The organism is Paenarthrobacter sp. NPDC089988 (assembly GCF_044748465.1).
GTDB lineage: Bacteria > Actinomycetota > Actinomycetes > Actinomycetales > Micrococcaceae > Arthrobacter.
Genome location: NZ_JBIVGD010000031.1, coordinates 1 through 17,109, shown reverse-complemented (window position 1 = coordinate 17,109; position 17,109 = coordinate 1). Strand labels below are relative to the sequence as shown.

14 protein-coding genes are annotated in these 17,109 nt (G+C 65.0%); 4 read left to right on the top strand and 10 right to left on the bottom strand.

What is annotated here, in order from left to right:
* Position 1 precedes the first annotated feature (1 nt).
* The 6 genes from ACIPV6_RS22475 to ACIPV6_RS22450 are packed head-to-tail and all read right to left on the bottom strand — an operon-like array spanning position 2 to position 5,583.
* Complete coding sequence (locus ACIPV6_RS22475) at positions 2 to 1,051, bottom strand: LLM class flavin-dependent oxidoreductase (protein ID WP_400273020.1); 1,050 nt, start codon at positions 1,049 to 1,051, stop codon at positions 2 to 4.
* Positions 1,048 to 1,509 carry a DUF1684 domain-containing protein gene (locus ACIPV6_RS22470; protein WP_400273019.1) on the bottom strand — a complete coding sequence of 154 codons (462 nt, stop codon included), beginning with the start codon at positions 1,507 to 1,509 and terminating at the stop codon, positions 1,048 to 1,050. The genes ACIPV6_RS22475 and ACIPV6_RS22470 overlap by 4 nt, the downstream gene beginning before the upstream one ends.
* Positions 1,493 to 2,659, bottom strand: coding sequence for an LLM class flavin-dependent oxidoreductase (locus tag ACIPV6_RS22465; protein WP_400273018.1), 1,167 nt, complete (start codon positions 2,657 to 2,659; stop codon positions 1,493 to 1,495). The genes ACIPV6_RS22470 and ACIPV6_RS22465 overlap by 17 nt, the downstream gene beginning before the upstream one ends.
* Positions 2,656 to 3,675: an ABC transporter substrate-binding protein gene (locus ACIPV6_RS22460; protein WP_400273017.1), complete on the bottom strand. Its 1,020-nt coding sequence runs from the start codon at positions 3,673 to 3,675 to the stop codon at positions 2,656 to 2,658. Before ACIPV6_RS22460 ends, ACIPV6_RS22465 begins: the two co-directional genes overlap by 4 nt.
* A gap of 10 nt (positions 3,676 to 3,685) precedes the next feature.
* Positions 3,686 to 4,621, bottom strand: coding sequence for an amino acid ABC transporter ATP-binding protein (locus ACIPV6_RS22455; protein ID WP_400273016.1), 936 nt, complete (start codon positions 4,619 to 4,621; stop codon positions 3,686 to 3,688).
* Positions 4,618 to 5,583: an amino acid ABC transporter permease gene (locus ACIPV6_RS22450; protein ID WP_397326280.1), complete on the bottom strand. Its 966-nt coding sequence runs from the start codon at positions 5,581 to 5,583 to the stop codon at positions 4,618 to 4,620. The genes ACIPV6_RS22455 and ACIPV6_RS22450 overlap by 4 nt, the downstream gene beginning before the upstream one ends.
* Positions 5,584 to 5,872: 289 nt before the next feature.
* On the opposite strand from ACIPV6_RS22450, the gene ACIPV6_RS22445 reads away from it, so the two are divergent.
* The 4 genes from ACIPV6_RS22445 to ACIPV6_RS22430 all read left to right on the top strand — a co-directional run bounded on the left by ACIPV6_RS22445 (position 5,873) and on the right by ACIPV6_RS22430 (position 11,443).
* Positions 5,873 to 7,813, top strand: coding sequence for an FAD/NAD(P)-binding protein (locus ACIPV6_RS22445; RefSeq protein ID WP_400273015.1), 1,941 nt, complete (start codon positions 5,873 to 5,875; stop codon positions 7,811 to 7,813).
* A gap of 80 nt (positions 7,814 to 7,893) precedes the next feature.
* Positions 7,894 to 8,412, top strand: coding sequence for a GNAT family N-acetyltransferase (locus ACIPV6_RS22440; protein ID WP_400273014.1), 519 nt, complete (start codon positions 7,894 to 7,896; stop codon positions 8,410 to 8,412).
* Between the two features lie 9 nt (positions 8,413 to 8,421).
* The gene (locus ACIPV6_RS22435; protein WP_400273013.1) at positions 8,422 to 10,128 is read left to right on the top strand and encodes a helicase HerA-like domain-containing protein; all 1,707 of its coding nucleotides are present in this window, start codon (positions 8,422 to 8,424) and stop codon (positions 10,126 to 10,128) included.
* Positions 10,129 to 10,414: 286 nt separating this feature from the next.
* A complete protein-coding gene (locus tag ACIPV6_RS22430; RefSeq protein ID WP_400273037.1) occupies positions 10,415 to 11,443 on the top strand; it encodes a hypothetical protein in 1,029 nt (342 codons plus the stop codon).
* Positions 11,444 to 11,525: 82 nt separating this feature from the next.
* On the opposite strand, the gene ACIPV6_RS22425 is transcribed toward ACIPV6_RS22430, so the two are convergent.
* The 4 genes from ACIPV6_RS22425 to ACIPV6_RS22410 form a co-directional block, all read right to left on the bottom strand.
* Positions 11,526 to 13,499, bottom strand: a complete 1,974-nt coding sequence (locus ACIPV6_RS22425) for an NHL domain-containing thioredoxin family protein (protein WP_400273012.1) — start codon at positions 13,497 to 13,499, stop codon at positions 11,526 to 11,528.
* A complete protein-coding gene (locus ACIPV6_RS22420) occupies positions 13,499 to 15,697 on the bottom strand; it encodes a cytochrome c oxidase assembly protein (protein WP_400273036.1) in 2,199 nt (732 codons plus the stop codon). The genes ACIPV6_RS22425 and ACIPV6_RS22420 overlap by 1 nt, the downstream gene beginning before the upstream one ends.
* Before the next feature lie 214 nt (positions 15,698 to 15,911).
* Positions 15,912 to 16,199 carry an HU family DNA-binding protein gene (locus tag ACIPV6_RS22415; protein ID WP_011776355.1) on the bottom strand — a complete coding sequence of 96 codons (288 nt, stop codon included), beginning with the start codon at positions 16,197 to 16,199 and terminating at the stop codon, positions 15,912 to 15,914.
* A 217-nt stretch (positions 16,200 to 16,416) separates the two neighbouring features.
* Positions 16,417 to 16,977: a GNAT family N-acetyltransferase gene (locus tag ACIPV6_RS22410; RefSeq protein ID WP_400273011.1), complete on the bottom strand. Its 561-nt coding sequence runs from the start codon at positions 16,975 to 16,977 to the stop codon at positions 16,417 to 16,419.
* Between the last annotated feature and the right edge of the window lie 132 nt (positions 16,978 to 17,109).

The following is a 17,109-nucleotide window of genomic DNA, read 5'->3' as shown; positions in this document are numbered from 1 at the left end:
TTTACTTTCCGGCAGTCGAGTAGCGGTTTTCGGCGTGTTCCAGCCCCAGGAGCCCGCGGAAGGTGGAGTCCAGGACTGGCGGCCGCAACGATCCGCGGCGGCGCAGTTCAGGCAGGACCAACCTGGACAGCTCATCGAGTTCCAGCGCCAGGTCACCGGGGTGCAGCCGGACGCCGTCGGCCTCCTGCAAGAGGGCGTCGAGATATTCGGTGAGCTCAGCAGCCGTGCCGACAAAACGCGCGTGTCCGCTTTCCGGGACCACGCGACGCGCGGCGGACTCACCGCGCGAGTCAAGGACGACGTCGAGCTCCGCCACCACCGCAACGGACGCACCCAGCCGCGCACGGACGTCCCGGACCTCGGCCACCAGCAGCTCGGGGGTGGGCGCCGTGACCAGCACGGCGTCGACAGCCTCAACTGGAACAGCTCCTTCGCCCACCAACGAGGCAGAAGCCAGCACGGGCAGCTGGCCCTGCAGCGGCCTCGGAATGATGGACGGACCCTTCACGGAGTAAGGCGTGCCGGCAAAGTCCGCGGGGGTCTCGAAGTCAACGTAGTGGAGCTTGTCCACGTCGATGTAGCGGCCGGTGGCGACGTCCCGGATCACGGCGTCGTCTTCCCAGGAGTCCCACAGCCGGCGGCCAACCTCGATCGAGGCAGCGGCCTCCTGCCCCAGCGCGTCGCCGCTTACGAAAGAACGTCCGACGGCGGCAGCGGCCTTCGGCGATTCGGCCGCGGTGGCGATCCACCCGGCACGGCCACCGGATACGTAGTCCAGGCTGGCGAGCTGCGTGGAGACGTGGAAAGGCTCGGTGTACACGGTGTCCACCTCGGGAACCAAGGCGATGGACCGGGTGACGGGACCCGCGAAGGCTGCACGCTGCAGGGCGTTGGCCCGCCCGGCGTCGGGGGTGTCCTTGAAGGTGGCGATATGGAATCCGGCCGACTCGGCGGCAAGGACGGCCTGGGCGAGGCTGCCAAAAGCGCCGCCGTCCCAGCCTGCGCCGTCAAGTTCGATGGCCAGGAATCCGGCGTTGTTGTTGGTGCTCATTTCTGGTCCTGACGTTCGTAGGGAATCTTTTCGCCTGCTTCAATCGCAACCGGCAAGCGGTTCTCGGCCGGCGGCAGCGGGCAGGTGGCGAGGTCGGTGTAGGCGCAGGGCAGGTTGACCGCGCGGTTGAAGTCCATGTGCACGGTGCCGTCAGCAGCAGGGGTCACGGACAGCGAACGGTTCGCCGCGTAGGTTGTCTTGCCGGAGGTCTGGTCCGTGAAGAGCACGGACAGGGAGCCTGGCGCGTAGCCGTTAAACGCGGTCAGGGTGAGTTCCCGGCCGGCGAGCTTGAACTGGATCTCGCCGGGAGCCTCGTACACGTGCTGGATACCTTCGACGGCGGCGCCCACCGTGGTGGACCGCGGTTCCTCGAACGGCACGTGGCGTTCGTGGGCTGCGTGCCACTCCTGCCATTCGGCGTCGAAGGTTTCGAGGGCGGATTCAGTGTGCGTAGACATGGGCGTTGTCCGTTCTGTTCAAGGCGTGGTCTGCGGTGACGGTTGCTGCGGCATCCGGTTCGGTGGCCCCGGCGAACTCCGGGCGGCCGGCGAACGGATCTCCGGACTCCCACAAGGTGGTGGGAGCCGCGGCGCGAACGGCCGGGATGACGTCCGTGGCAAAGCGCTCCAGGATCTCGAGCTGCTTTTCGAAAGGAAGCGTGGTGGGCAGGGAAATCGATTGGAGGTCGTGCCCGTAGAGCAAGTGGTAGCTGAGGACCTTGTCGATCACCTGCTCCGGGCTGCCCACCAAGGCCGGTCCCTCCGCCACGGCATGGTCGATATCGCGGAAGGGCGAGTTGTTGCCGGGCACGTTGCGGCCCGCTGTCAATCCTTCATACACCGGCCCGTACTGGCGCTTCGCTTCCTGCGTGGTGTCCGCGATGAACACCCCGCCCGCTCCGCTGCCGGAGCCAAGGTATCGGTGGCGGGGATCGTGGCCGTGGCGTTCGTACTCTTCGCGGTAGTGGTCGATCAGGACCTTGTAGTTCTCCCGCGGCTGGATGGCGTTGGCCGTGAACAGCGGATCACCCCACTTGGCGGCGAGCGCAGCGGACGTCAAGGTTGTAGCCGAGCCGTGCCAAATCCGCGGCGATCCTGCGAACGGGCGGGGCGTCGTCGTGGTCGGTTCGGTCAGCGCGGGCCGGAACCTGCCGGACCAGGTGACGCTTTCCTTCCGCCACAGCGCGCGCAGCAGGGCGTACTTTTCCGCCAGGAGATCCCACTGGTCATCCAACGAGAGCCCGAACAAGGGGTACTGCAGCACCTCGTTGCCCTTGCCGATCACCAGTTCCAGCCGGCCGCGGCTGAGCTGGTCGATCGTGGCATAGTCCTCGGCTACGCGCACCGGATCCAGGACCGAGAGCACGGTGACACCGGTTTGGAGGCGGATACGGCTGGTGACGGCCGCGATCGCGGCGAGGACCGTCGTCGGGGATGACGAGACGAACTCGCCGGCGTGCCGCTCACCGACGGAGAAACTGTCGAAGCCGAGTTCTTCAGCACGTCGTGCCGTCTCCACCACTTGGTTGAGCCGGTCAGCGGTGGAAACGATCTCCCCCGTCACCGGATTCTTCAGGTGGGGGATGATGTCCAGGACCTGGAACTTCATTTGCCGGTTCCAAAAGTTGCTTCGGTGACGGTCTTCGATTCCGGCACGGCTTCCTCGGAGAGGCCCCAGCGCTCAAGGACCTTGGCGTACGAGCCGTCCTTGATGGTGGAGTTGAGGGCATCGGTGATGGCAGGGGCCAGGCCGTTGCCCTTCAGGGTGGTGGCGGCGACGAGGGTCTCGGAGGGCCAGCCCGCGTTGACCTTGCCAACCACTTTGAGGTCGTCGCGGGTGTTCTCCCGGTAGGTCACGGACGGGTAGGGAGCCAGGTTCAGGTCCGTGCGGCCGGAGGAGAGCGCCAGGATGGTGTCGGCATCGGAGGAGTAGTACTGCAGGGTGGCCGGGGCCTTGCCCTTCGCTTCCAACTCCTTGTTCCACGCCAGGAGGATCTTTTCCTGGTTGGTGCCCGAGCCCACGGAAATCTTCAGGCCGGAAATGTCGTCCGAGCCCTTGATGTCATAGGTGGAACTCTTCTTGGCTTCGAAGCCCATGAAGGCCGCACGGTACGTGGAGAAATCGAACAGCTTGACGCGCGCAGCGTTGATGCCCACGTTGGAGAATACTGCCTCGAAGTCCCCGGACTGGGTCTTGAGCGGCCAGTTCTCCCAGGACGTCACCTGCAGGTCCAGCTCGAGTCCCAGCTTGTCCGCAACCAACTGCGCGATGTCCACCTCCACGCCGATGGGGGTCTTGTCATCCGTGGCGTGGAAGGACAGCGGGATGGCGCCGGCGGTAGTGGCGACGGTCAGTTTGCCGTCCTTGGAGATGGCCGCCGGAACCTTGGCGGTGGCGGCTGCGTCCTTCTCGACGCGGATGCGGTTCTGGTCCACGGAGGTGTTGTAGACAACACCGTTCTTGGCGGCTTCCGACTCGGGTTTTGCGGCAGACGCGCCAGGATCGGAGCATCCGGCGAGCGCAGGAAGTACGACGGCGGGAAGCACCGCGAGTGCCAGGAGCCTGCCTTTAACAGTGCTCAGTTTTGTTTCATTGGCGGCGAAGCCGTGGGTGATGCGAAGCATGGGGAGAGTCCTAGATATTGAAGGCTGGTTCGATGACTTTGGAGAAGAAGCTGCGGGTGCGTTCCTCGCGGGGATTGCTGAAGATGTCCTGGGGTGTTCCGGACTCCACAATCTGGCCTTGGTCCATGAACACGACGGTGTCCGCCACGTCGCGGGCAAAGCCCATCTCGTGGGTGACGATGATCAGCGTGGTTCCGGATTTCGCGAGTTCGCGGATGACGTCCAGGACTTCGTTGACGAGTTCCGGGTCCAGGGCGGAGGTGGGCTCGTCGAAGAGCAGGATCTTGGGGTCCAGCGCGAGTGCACGTGCAATGGCCACGCGCTGCTGTTGACCGCCGGACAGCTGGCGCGGGTAGGCATCGGCCCGGTCCTTCAGGCCCACGCGGTCCAGCAGTTCCAGGCCGCGCTTGCGGGCCTCTGCCTTGGAACGGCCTTGGGCCACGATAGGCGCCTCGGTCACGTTCTCCAAGGCCGTGAGGTGCGGGAACAGGTTGAAGTTCTGGAACACCATGCCAATGTGGGTGCGCTGCTTGAGGATGTCCTTCTCACGCAATTCGTGGAGCTTATTGCCACGAACCTGGTAGCCCACCAGTTCGCCGTCGATGGTGATGAATCCGCCGTCCACCTTTTCCAGGTGGTTGATGGTGCGCAGGAGCGTGGACTTGCCCGAGCCCGACGGTCCCACGATCACGGCCACGCCACCTGGCGGTACGGACAGCGAGACACCCTTGAGGACCTCCGTGGCGCCGAAGGACTTGCGGACATTGGTGATGTCCACCTGTCCCCTGGTGGCCACGGCGGCAGCCGGGGTGGCCGCGGCAGGCTGTTCCGCCGTCGTGCGTTCCTGCGGTTCGGGGGCCGGCGCTCCGGAAGCACCCGACGCGAGGTGGGCTTCTTCATGGTGGGCGGCCGCGGCCGCTTCGGAGGAGGAGAAGACGGTGGTCATCGTGGTTCCTTCCCGGAGTTGACGGGGGCGTGGGCGGCGAAGAACTTGCGGGCCTTTTGCAGCGGAGTGAGCGGGAGCGTGCGGAGGGCGCCCTTGGAGAAGTGACGTTCAATGTAGTACTGGAAGACGCTCAGCACCGAGGTGATCACCACGTACCAGAGCGTGGCCACCAGGAGGAGCGGGAGCACCTGCTGGGTCCGGTTGTAGATGACCTGCACCGTGTAGAACAGCTCGGAGTAAGCCAGGACGTAGACAATCGACGTGCCCTTGACCAGGCCGATGATCTCGTTGAAAGCGTTGGGCAGGATGGCCCGCATGGCCTGCGGCAGCACGATCCTGGTGGAGCGCTTCCATGCCGGGATGCCCAAGGCCGCAGCTGCTTCAAGCTGGCCCTGGTCCACGGAGAGGATGCCGCCACGGATGATCTCCGCGGAGTACGCGGCCTGGTTCAAGGTCAGGCCCAGGACGGCGGCCGCGAACTGGCTGATGAGGGTGGTGGTCTGCGCCTCGAAGAACCTGACGTCTGTGAAGGGGATCCCCAGGCTGATCTTCTCGTAGAGGTAGCCGAGGTTGTACCAAAGGAGCAGCTGGACCAGCAGCGGAGTGGACCGGAAGATCCAGGAGAAGGTCCAGGACACCGAGACCAGCAACGGCGATGCCGAGAGGCGCATGAGGGCCAAAATGAATCCGAGGACAAAGCCCAAGACCCCGGAGATCGCGGTCAACTTCAGGGTCTCCACCAAACCGGCCACCACGGACTGCGCGGTGAACCATTGCGCCACCACGCCCCACTCCCAGCGGGGGTTCGTCACCAGGGACCACACGATGGCTGCGACGCCGATGGCCACGATAACCGTGCCCACCCAGCGCCACGGATGCTTCGCGGGAACCAGTTTGTAGTCGGAGTAGTCGGCGGTGGGCGGTGCGGATTCCGCCGTGGCAGGCGGTGCGATTGCACTCATGCGCCACCTCATTTCGGTTGGGGGTTGTCTATCGGATTTCTGCAAATCTAGGGGTGCCCGGAACGGCCAGCAAGGCGGAAATTTGCACTTCTTCACGAGCCTTCTTGCGACTTCAAAAGGCTTCTTCCAACGTCATAAAGGGAATTCACGCAAGGCCATATGCGTCTTTTGTTTTTCGTCATTTAACGCGCAATGACGCGCAGTGAACGGCGGTTACCAGCCCCTCGACCGGGCTTGGTGCGGCTCCCTACATTGGGCATACCAACCCCCGCAGTACAGGAGATTTCCCATGCCGTCACGAGTTCCCGCAATCGTCTTCATTGGCGGCGGTCCGCGCACGGCCGGTGTCCTGGAGAGGCTGGCCGCAAGCCGCCCCGAGCTGTTCGACGGGCCGCTGCACATCCATGTGGTGGAGCCGCACCAGCCGGGATCCGGCCGGATCTGGCGGTACGACCAGGGGCCCGGCCTCCTCATGAACTCCACTGCGGCCGACGTCACAATGTTCACGGACGCGTCAGTGGCCTGCGATGGTCCGGCACTGGACGGACCCGCCCTGGCCACTTGGGCCGCCGGCGTGCTCGACGGCAGCATCACCGACGTCCCGCTGTTTGAACCGCACATCCTTGGCCAACTCCGCGCCCTGACACCGGCTTCGTTTCCCACCCGGCAACTGCAGAGCAAGTACCTTGAGTGGTTCTTCCGCCGTGCCGTCAGCTCCCTCGGACCGGACGTGGCCGTGACGGTGCATCGGGACACGGCCACCGGCGTCGCCCCTTCCTCCGGTGGCGCGTCCTCCGGAGACGACCACGACGCCGGTGCGCACCGCGTGCGGCTGGCCTCCGGCGCCGAGGTGGCTGCCGACGTCGTGGTTTACGCCCTGGGCCACACCGATTCGCAGGCCGAGCCCGAGTCGGCGCGGCTGAGCGCGTTTGCCGCCGAACACGGCGGGTTCCATGCGCCGCCGTCGTACACCACGGACGTGGACTACTCCCCCATCGCTGCGGGGCAGGATGTGATTGTCGCCGGGATGGGCCTCGCGTTCGTGGACCTCATGGTGCTGCTGTTCGAGGGCCGCGGGGGCCGCTTCGAGGAACGGCCCGACGGCGGACTCGACTATGTGCCGTCCGGCGCCGAACCCCGGCTCTGGGCGGGCTCCCGGCGCGGCGTTCCGTACCATTCCAAGATCTCGTCCGCGCTGCGCACTCCCGTGGAACGGCCGCGGTACTTCACCGCCGCCGCGATCGACGCCCTGCTGGCTGAGCACCAGGAACTCGACTTCCGCGCGCACCTCTGGCCGCTGATCGCCAAGGACGCCGGTTATGCCTACTACCGCGAATTGTTCACCGGCTACCCGGAGCGGGTCCTGGGCACGTGGGCGAGCTTCGAGGCCAGCTTCGACGCCTTGGAGTGGTACAGCTCCGAACGGGAGGAACTCGCGGCGTTCGCCGTCCCCGACCGTGCGCTGCGGCTGGACCTGGAGGCACTGGACCACCCACTGAGCGGTTGCGCCTTCGACTCCCACCAGGCAGTGCAGCGCTCGGTGGCCGCCTACATCCAGCGCGACCTTGACCTCCGCACCAGCGACGACCACTCGGAGACCCTGGCGCTCTTCATGGCACTGCTGTTCGTCTACATGGATTTGGGCCGGCTGGTCCCGCAGGAACGGCTCAATGCCCGCTCGCAGCAATCCATCCATGGTTGGTGGCACGGCTTCTTCAGCTTCGTGGACTCCGGGCCGCCCGCGCACCGCCTCCGCGAGATGCTCGCGCTGCACCGCGCCGGCTTCCTCAAGTTCCTGGGACCCGGCATGTGGGTGCGCGCCGACGATTCCACCGGCCGTTTTGTGGCGGGCTCGTTCCAGTCGCCGGTGGTGGTTGACGCCTCGGCCTACATCGAGGCCCGCTTGCCTGCCGCGTCCGTGGAACGTTCCGCGAATCCCGCCTTGCTGGACTTGCACGACGCCGGTCTGGGCACCGAACAGCGGTTGCTCACCTCCGACGGCCCGCATTCCACCGGAAAACTTCTGGTTTCCGGGAATCACGAGGTCCTTTCCCCTGTTGGAACTCCACAACACGGGTTGTTTGCCGTGGGTCCGTGGACGTCCGGATGGGGTGCGGGAGCTTTTGCCCGTCCCAACACCAACGCCGCACCGTTCCGCGAAAACGACGCCCTGGCCCGCCGGATCCTGGAGACGCTCAGGGCCTCGATCCCAGCACCCCAGCCCAACTAGGGGACAGCAAACGTCGTTACGAGCACGCATTGCGACGTTATCTGTCCCCCAGTTGGGTGACCACCTACGAAAGGCTTCACATGACCGCAACGCCAACCCTGCCGCCGTCGGGCCTTACCGTCCTCAGCCTGCCCATGGACGATCCCCGCGTCCGCCCGCTCCTGGACGAGCTCGCCGTCGAATACGACACGCGCTACGGCGACCTTTTCAGCAGCGAGGGGGCCTCCGAGGAACTCAACCGCTACCCCGCAGAGGAATTCGCCGCTCCGCACGGCGCGCTCCTCATCATCCAGGAGAATGGCCAATCCATTGCCGGGGGCGCCTTCCGCCGCTACGACCAGGACACCGCGGAACTCAAGCGCATCTGGACCCACTCGGCCCACCGGCGGCGTGGACTGGCGCGGCGCGTGCTCGCTGAACTCGAGGCTGAGGCCCTCCACCGCGGCTACTCCAAGCTGTACCTGACCACCGGACCCCGCCAGCCGGAGGCCAAGAACCTTTACCTCGCCACCGGCTACACGGCACTGTTCGACCTTACGGCCGACCCCGAGGAGATCATGCATTTGGCTTTCAGCAAGGATCTTGACCCTCGCAGCTAAGCTATGCGCATGGCCACGAAAACCACTGCTGAAAAACTCGCCACCATCCAGCAGGGGTACACCCTGCAAGGCGCCACGATTGAGCTGGGTGCCGCGATTGTGGACGGCGAAGTCCACAAGGAAGCCCAGGTCCGGCTCCCCCTTGCCATGATGAACCGGCACGGCCTGGTGGCCGGTGCAACGGGTACGGGCAAGACGGTCACGCTGCACATGATCGCCGAACAGCTCTCGACGGCGGGCGTTCCAGTGTTCCTCGCCGATATCAAGGGCGACCTCTCCGGATTGGCGACGGCGGCAACGGCCAGCGAGAAGCTGACCGCCCGCACATCGGCCCTCGGCCAGGAGTGGTCCGCCAGGAACTTTCCCGTGGAGTTCCTCTGCCTTGGCGGGGACGGCAACGGCATTCCGGTGCGTGCCACCATCACCTCGTTCGGCCCCCTCCTGCTCTCGCGCATCATGGACCTCAACGACACCCAGGAATCCAGCCTCCAACTGATCTTCCACTTCGCGGACAAGAACAACCTGGAACTCATCGACCTGAAGGACCTGCGGGCCGTCATCCAGTTCCTCACCTCGGATGAAGGAAAAGCCGAACTCGCGGACCTGGGCGGCCTGTCCAAGGCCACGGCCGGCGTGATCCTCCGCGAACTCGTTGGCCTCGAAGCACAAGGCATGGAGAAGTTCTTCGGCGAGCCCGAGTTCGATACCGCCGAACTCCTCCGCACCGCTCCCGATGGCCGCGGCGTCATCAGCTGCCTGGAACTCCCCACCCTCCAGACCAAGCCCCTGCTGTTCTCTACGTTCCTTATGTGGCTGCTCGCGAATCTTTTCGAGGACCTTCCCGAGGCCGGAGACCTGGACAAGCCCAAGCTCGTGTTCTTCCTGGACGAGGCACACCTGCTCTTCAACGGCGCTTCCAAGGCCTTCCTCGAAGCCATCACCACCACAGTGCGCCTCATCCGTTCCAAGGGCGTGGGCATCTTCTTCGTGACACAGACGCCCAAGGACGTGCCAGCGGATGTCCTGGGCCAGCTCGCCAACAGGGTGCAGCACGCCCTCCGCGCCTTCACACCCGAGGACGCCAAGGCCCTGAAGGCGACGGTGTCCACCTTCCCCGTCAGCGACTACGACCTCGAAGAGACCCTCACGTCGGCAGGAATCGGCGAGGCCGTCATCACTGTCATGAACGAGAAGGGCGCACCCACTCCCGTGGCCTTGACCCGCCTCCGCGCGCCCGAGTCCGTCATGGGTCCCAGCGCGGACGATCTTGTCCGGAGCACGGTGGCGGCTTCATCGCTCCTGGCCAAATACGGCACCGCGGTGGACAACGTGTCAGCCTACGAGAAGCTGAGCGGCGCGGCGCCCGTGCCCACGGGATCGGCCGCACCGGGGCAGCCACCGGTGCCCGGTTCCCACGGTTCGTCCGGGGCCTCGCCTGCCGATATTGACGCGGAGGCCCGCCGCATCGAGGAAGAAATCCTTGGCCGGCCCAGCTCACGGCCTGCCCCTGCGCCGTCGTCCTACCCCGCCCCTTCGGCTCCCGCGCCTGTCCCCGCGCCCGCGCCCTCGGACCCGGGCGTGTTTGGGGACCTCGCCGGTGCCTTGGGTGGCGCCTTGGGTGGCGGCCTCAAGAACATGGTCAGGTCCATGGGAACCCAGCTTGGCCGCGACCTGATCCGCGGAGTCTTCGGAACATCGTCACGGCGTCGCCGCTAGCTTCGCCCTGCCTGAAGCGCGACGGCGGGTACCCGGCCCACGGGCGCCGGTCGCCTGAACCACGACGGCGGGTACCCGGCCCACGGGCGCCGTCCACCTGAACCACGACGGCGGGCACCCGGCCCACGGGCGCCGGTCACCTGAACCACGACGGCGGGCACCCGACCGCCGGGCGCCGTCCACCTGAACCACGACGGCGGGCACCCGGCCCACGGACGCCGGTCGCCGCCGTCGGGCGTCCTTCAGGCGTACTTGCTAAGTCACCTTACGGTCTTCCTGCGCGGCTATTTGCGCCGCGGCAGGTAACGTAAGGGGCGTGCAGGTGAGTCAAGCATTGGTCAAGACCGCAGCCGGTTGGCTGCTCGGTCTGATGCTTGCTGCCGCCGGCGCGATCGTCTGCATCAACCTGGTGAGCAACTCCGTGGCCAGTCCGCAGCAGCCCGTGCGGGAGTATCTGGAGGCGCTGCAGAAGGGGGAAGGCGAGCAGGCCCTGGGCTTGCTGCGCGCCAAGGTACCCAACGCGAACGCCGCCATGCTGGACGGAACAGCACTGCAAACCGCCGTGTCCGCCCTTTCCGACGTCAAGATCGGCAGCGCCGAATCCAGGAACGGCAACCGTGTGGCAGTTCCCGTGGACTACACCCTGGACGGCAGCCGGCTCCACACGGAGTTCCTCATGGAACGCACCGGTACGCAATGGCTGTTCTTCGGAAAATGGGCCTTCGTGCCCACCACATTGCCCACCATCGACGTCACAGTGGTAAATGCGAGCGAGGCCGCCCTGAACGGGGTCCCGGTCAACATGCCCAACGGTCACAACACGTTCGCTGTGTTCTTTCCCGGCAAATACGAGGCCAGCCTGAACGGCACGTTCTTCGAGGCCCCCGCCACGTCTGCCCTCGTCTCAACCCGCGACGGCGGGCAGGCTCCGCTTAACCTCCAGACCCGCTCCACCAAATCCATGGACGAGGCCGTTGCCGGCAAGGTCCGCGAATTCCTGGACAAGTGCGCCGCCGAAGCCACGGAGCAACAACGGCTCCAGCCGGACTGCCCGTTCTACCACGCCAGCAACGCGCGGGTAGTGGACGGAACCATCAAATGGGAGATCACGGAATACCCCAAGATCACCATCGAACCGTTCGGCGGCAAATGGGTGGTGGCACCACTCAACGGCAAAGCACGAATGACAGCCCGTGAGATCAACCTGTTCACCGGGGCGGTCAACGACCTCAACGTGGTGCATGATTTCAGTTTCACCACCCAGCTGGACACCGACGGCACCACCGTGACCGTCACGCCGCTGCTCACGTTCTAGGGCTCGCGCGGGGGTGCGGGGCTACCCGCCTGGCTGCCTCCGGGTCGGAGGATGCCAGGCCACCTCGTCTTTGCTTTGGACTTTAGTCCATGCCCCGCAGGTCCAGGACCAGTTCCGAATCGCCATCTGCCTGGAGGACCACCGGGATGCCCCAGTCCTGCTGGTAGAGGTGGCAGGCTGCGTGGTCCGGAATCTCGCCGTCTTCCGTCTCAGGACCGTCACAGGCCGCAGCCCGGGCGGTGATGTGGAGAATCCCCTCGGTCACATCAGGGTTCAGTTCCACGGTCCTCAACAGCCCCACGGAGGTCCCCCCACCTGAAACGATGAGTTCAGGCGGGGTAGAGGAAATCTTCAACTGCGTGGGGTCGCCCCAGCGGTCGTCGAGCTTCTGGCCCGTCGGAGCCTTGAACCGGACCGTGAGATCCAGGTTTCCGGGAACCACGGGGCTCTTGGGACGTTGGGTCTGCGAAGCGCCCTCGTCAACCTGCTGGGCTTCCTTGGGAATCGGGACAAGGACCAACTGGTGCTTGTTGGACTCCACCACCACCAGCAACGGTTCCGCGTCCTGGTGGTTGACCACCACCACGTCGCTTGGTTCTGCCAATCCGCGGGCCAAGGTGGACACGGTGTTGGTCGAGGGATCGAAGCGGCGCACGGCCCCGTTGTAGGTGTCCGCGATCGCAACCGAACCATCCGGCAGGACAGTCACGCCCAAGGGATGCTGCAAGCGGGCCTCAGCCGCCTCGCCATCGCGGAAACCAAAGTCGAACAAGCCGGTGCCTACGGCGGTTTCCACTGTCACGCCGGACGCACCCACAACCAGGCGACGCAAGGCCGAGGTTTCGGAGTCGGCCACCCAGATGTTGTCCTCTGCGTCGACAGCCAGGCCAGACGACTGGGCGAACCAAGCCTCCTCGGCTGGACCGTCCAGGAGCCCTTCCAAGCCGGAGCCAGCCAGGATCGAGACGATGCCACTGACGGGGTCCAAAGCGAAGATCTGGTGCGTCCCTGCCATGGCGATCACCACGCGCTGCAGCTTTTCGCTCCACACGAGGTCCCATGGCGAGGACAAGGAGACACCGGTACCGCGGCCAAGCAGCCCAACGTCCAGGGCGTCGGCAGCGAAGTCCGCCGGGCCGCCGTCGTGGTGCTCCGACCAGCTGCCGGCACCCGACTCCGTGACCCGGGCCGGGCCTGCGTCGAGCAGTCGCTGAACGCCGTTGCCAGCAATGGTCCGCACTTCGCCGGTGCCCAGATTGACGCCGCGCAAGCGGTGGTTCACGGTGTCGGCAACAACAACGTCGTAGCCAAGCGTCAAGGCGAGCCCTGCAGGCAGCACAGCGACGCCTTGGGGCTCGTTGAACTGGGCGGTCCCGGCAGTGCCGTCGGCGAAGCCCTTGGCGCCCGAGCCAATCACTCGCTCAACCGTCTCAAAGTCAGGGCGCAGCTCAACCAGCCGGTGGTGTCCGGAATCGACCACCAGGTAGTTGCCGTTGTCCAACTGGGTTGCCTTCCCTGGGAAACGCAACGTGCCGGATGTCGGCTCGGGAGCCACGTAGGGGCCGTTGCCGCGGTGCAGGGTGCCCTTGGCTTCATGTTCAGCCACAAGCTCTTCCAGCAGGACCGCGAGGCCGTCCGCGTGGCCCTCACCGGAAAGGTGGGCCACGATGTAGCCCTCCGGATCAATGACAACCAAGGTGGGCCAGGCGCGGGCCGTGTAGGCCTTCCAGGTAGCAAGCTCGGGATCGTCCAGCACCGGATGGTGGATTTCATAGCGCTCAACGGCCGAGGCCAGCGCTACGGGGTCTGCCTCATGCTCGAACTTGGGCGAGTGCACGCCCACCGTCACCAGAACGTCGGAGTACTTTTCTTCAAGTGGCCTCAACTCGTCCAGGACGTGGAGGCAGTTGATGCAGCAGAAGGTCCAGAAGTCCAGCAGCACGATCTTGCCGCGGAGCGATTCGAGGTCGAGCGACTTGCCGCCCGTATTGAGCCAGCCGCGGCCCTCCAGCTCAGAGGCGCGGACCCGGAGTTGGGTGCGTACGGTTTCGCTCATCAGCGTCCTTCCAGCTTGGTGTTTCGTTCAGTCTGCCCGGTCCCGGGTTCATCGCCCGTCTGGTTCCCAGCCGTGCTGCCGGGGCTGTTGGCCGCCTCGGTCCCCGGCTTGTTCCCGGCCGGAGTCCCTCGACCCGTCTGGCGACTGGACACCTTGGCATCCCGCTCGGCCAGCCGGGCAAACATATCGTTGTAAGCACTCAGGTCGGCGTCGTTATTCCTGTCCGCCGCCCGATCAACCCTCCGGGTTTCCCGTTCATCCGAACGGGACCACATAACCGCCACTCCGATTGCCACCAGCAAGGTGGGGACCTCGCCGATGCCCCACGCAACAGCACCACCCATTTGCTGGTCCGCGAGAGCGGACGCACCCCAGGTCCGGCCAAGGTTGCCGAAGTAGTCCGCAGCGAGGAGGCCCGTGCCACCCATGATCGATACGCCGAAGAACGCGTGGAAACCCATCGTGGCCAGCAACAGGAGCAGGCGCATCGGATACGGAGCCCTTCGCGGCAAGGGATCGCTGCCGATCATGCTCAGCACGAAGATGTAACCCGTCAACAGGAAGTGGAGGTTCATGAGCTCGTGGCCTACATGCTCACGCATGGCTAGGCCGAAGAGGTCCGAGTAGTAGAACAGCACAATGGAACCGGCGAAGTTCGCGGCCGCAAACAACGGGTGCGTCACTATCTGTGAGAAGCGCGAGTGGACGAAGAGCAGCAACCATTCGCGCAGGCCGCGCGACCCATGGGCCCCCTCACCGCGGGCAGGGAGGGCGCGCAGGGCAAGCGTCACGGGGGCACCAAGTACAAGGAAGATCGGCGCAACCATGGTCAGCGCCATATGGTCAACCATGTGCGCTGAGAACAGCACACGGCCGTACACGGCGGGCGGTCCGGAGGTGATGTACGTCAGGACCACCAAGCCCACCAGCCACGGGATGGTACGCAGTACAGGCCAGGTGTCGCCCCGTTTGCGGATCTTGATGACGCCCAGGATGTAGGAAACGGCACCAAACAATGCCACGCCTACCCAGAGCCAGTCGAAGCGCCACTCGGTCAGCCAACGTTCGGGTGTGAGTTCCGGCGGCACCTCATAGCCGGAAAGGATGAAAGCGGGTGAAGCATCCGGCGCATAGGTGGTGGGTTGCGGCGGAGCCGAACGCCCCAGCGCAACGGCGAGTCCCGACGTCGCGCCCATCACCAAGAGCTCAACAAGAATCAGTTGCCACAGCACCCTGCGGGCGGACATGGAACCATTCTTGCCCAGCTGGGGTATCACCCACTGCCGGTGCATGAAGCCGATGCCGCCCAACACCAAGGTGGCCAGGGCCTTCGCAAGAATGAGCTGGCCGTAGGAGGAACCGAAAAGGTCGCCGGGATTGGTCACGCGGATGGCGGCGTTGATCACGCCCGAGGCGAAGACCAGAACGAACGCGAAACCTGCCAGGGATGAAAAACGCCTGAGCGTCGGTTCGGTGATGTCAGCGGTACCCGACAACCGTGAGCCAGTCAGGAGACCGGACAGGACCGCAAGCATGATGATGCCGCCCACCCACGTGGACACTCCCACCAGGTGCATGCCCAGGGAGTTGATGGCGCCCTCGTGGTCGCTGGAACTTGAAGAGTGTCCAATAAGGGCTGTCGGAACCAAGCCGATGAGGGCCAAAAGCAAAGTAAACGCCAAACCCGTCAAGGACCGCACACCAAACAAGGCAGTGGTGACGACGGCAGCGATGATGGTCACCGCAAGCCATGCCTTGCCCGTCTCGATGTCCGTCATGAAGTACACCAGGGACCGGGTGAACTCGGCATCCCCGGAGACTCCCTGCCCTGCAACATCGGCGTAGGTCAGGACAAGGACGGCCACTGCTGAAAGCGTCCACGCTGCGCCCGCCGCAGCTGCGACCGCCAAGGCGCGCGAAAACGCGGGGTGCTCGGGTGCCTCGGGATCATCCTTGCCACGCGACCTGGAGGGCCTGAGGTTCTTTGGCAGGATTCCGACGGCGAAGACCAGGCCACCGATGACGGTTGCCACAGACACATTGTGAATGGCCTTCGCGAAGGGCAGGCCCCACCGGACCAAGGCGCCGGGGTCGGAGACCTGGCGGGCTGCCGCAGCACCGGAGAAGATGAGCGCTCCGGCCAGCGTCAGGAAGAGGACAGCCAGACCCGCAAGTTGCCACGGCAAGGAAATGCCCATACCTGTGGCGCCCACCCGCGGTCCCGGCTTGGGGACGGGCGAAGGGGCAGTTGGGGAGCTTCTGGCTAATGGCACCTATCCATTGTCCGTTACCTGCGGCCGGGCTGCGAATCGGGAGTCCTCTGGGGAGGGGAAGTGGGCAGGCTTCAAATTAAAAGCAGAAGAGGCGGCAACATCACGTTGCCGCCTCTTCCAGGCGTTCGCCGAAGTATTGTTACTTCTTCTTGGCGACAGCAGCCTTCAGCTTGGAACCAGCGGTCAGCTTGACGCTGTGGCCGGCTGCGATCTGGATGGTCTCGCCGGTCTGCGGGTTGCGGCCGGTACGAGCTGCACGGTCGGTGCGCTCAACTGCGAGCCAGCCCGGGATGGTGATCTTCTCGCCTGCAGCAACAGAAGTCTCGAAAACTTCGAACAGTGCATCGAGCACGGAGTTGACGGCTGCCTGGCTGGTGCCAGCCTTGCCTGCTACCTCTGCAACGAGTTCACTACGGTTCTTAGCCATTTACGTCCTCCTGGACTAATACGTTTTTGAGCCGGCAAGCGGAACGCGAGCAAGCCACTGCTCGAAAACTTACCAGCTTGCACCGGCATGGCCAGCAAATTCCGCGTGTTTCCGCGCTTTTTTGACCAAAATCACCGGAATTTCGGGGTTTTTGGGCCTACGGGCCGGCTGTGGCGTACCCTACGGCGCGGCTGCACTGCGTCCGCCCCCCTTGGGATCAGTGCAGAATGCGCTGATAGAGCACATGGTCTTGCCACTTGCCATCGATCTTCAGGTACGACGGCGCCAGCCCGATCCTCTCGAATCCGCACCGCTTCAGGACCGCTTGGGAAGCCGCGTTGTGCACCAACGTGGCCGCCTGGACACGGTGCAACCCCAGTTCGCCGACGGCCATATCCAACACCGCGCCGACGGCTGCCTTGGCCAAGCCCTTGCCGGCATGAGCCGAATCAACCCAATATCCAAGGTTGGCGCTGAGGAAAGGACCACGGACGATGCCTGACAGGGTCATGGTTCCAACGATCATGCCGGATCTGAGGAGCACCCAGGGCACTTCGCCGCCGGCAGCATACTGCTCCAGCTTGCTTCGAATCGCTTCCTCCTGCCCGGAGACCGAGAAGAACGATGGCTCACGCCTAGGCTCCCACGGGGACAAGTGCTCAGCGTTCCGGACGTAGGCCGCTGCCAACTCCCCACAATCATCCAGTACGACCGGCCGCAAATGGACCTGTTGGTTTGTACGGAGTGCGGGGACATCCAAGGAGCGGGACAGGTTCATCCGGTGACTCTATCTTGCTCGCGGGCAGGTTAAATGTGTGGAGCCCCGACCGTCGTGGTCGGGGCTCCATTTGTAATTTGTGTCCGGCGGTGTCCTACTCTCCCACACCCTCCCGGGTGCAGTACCATCGGC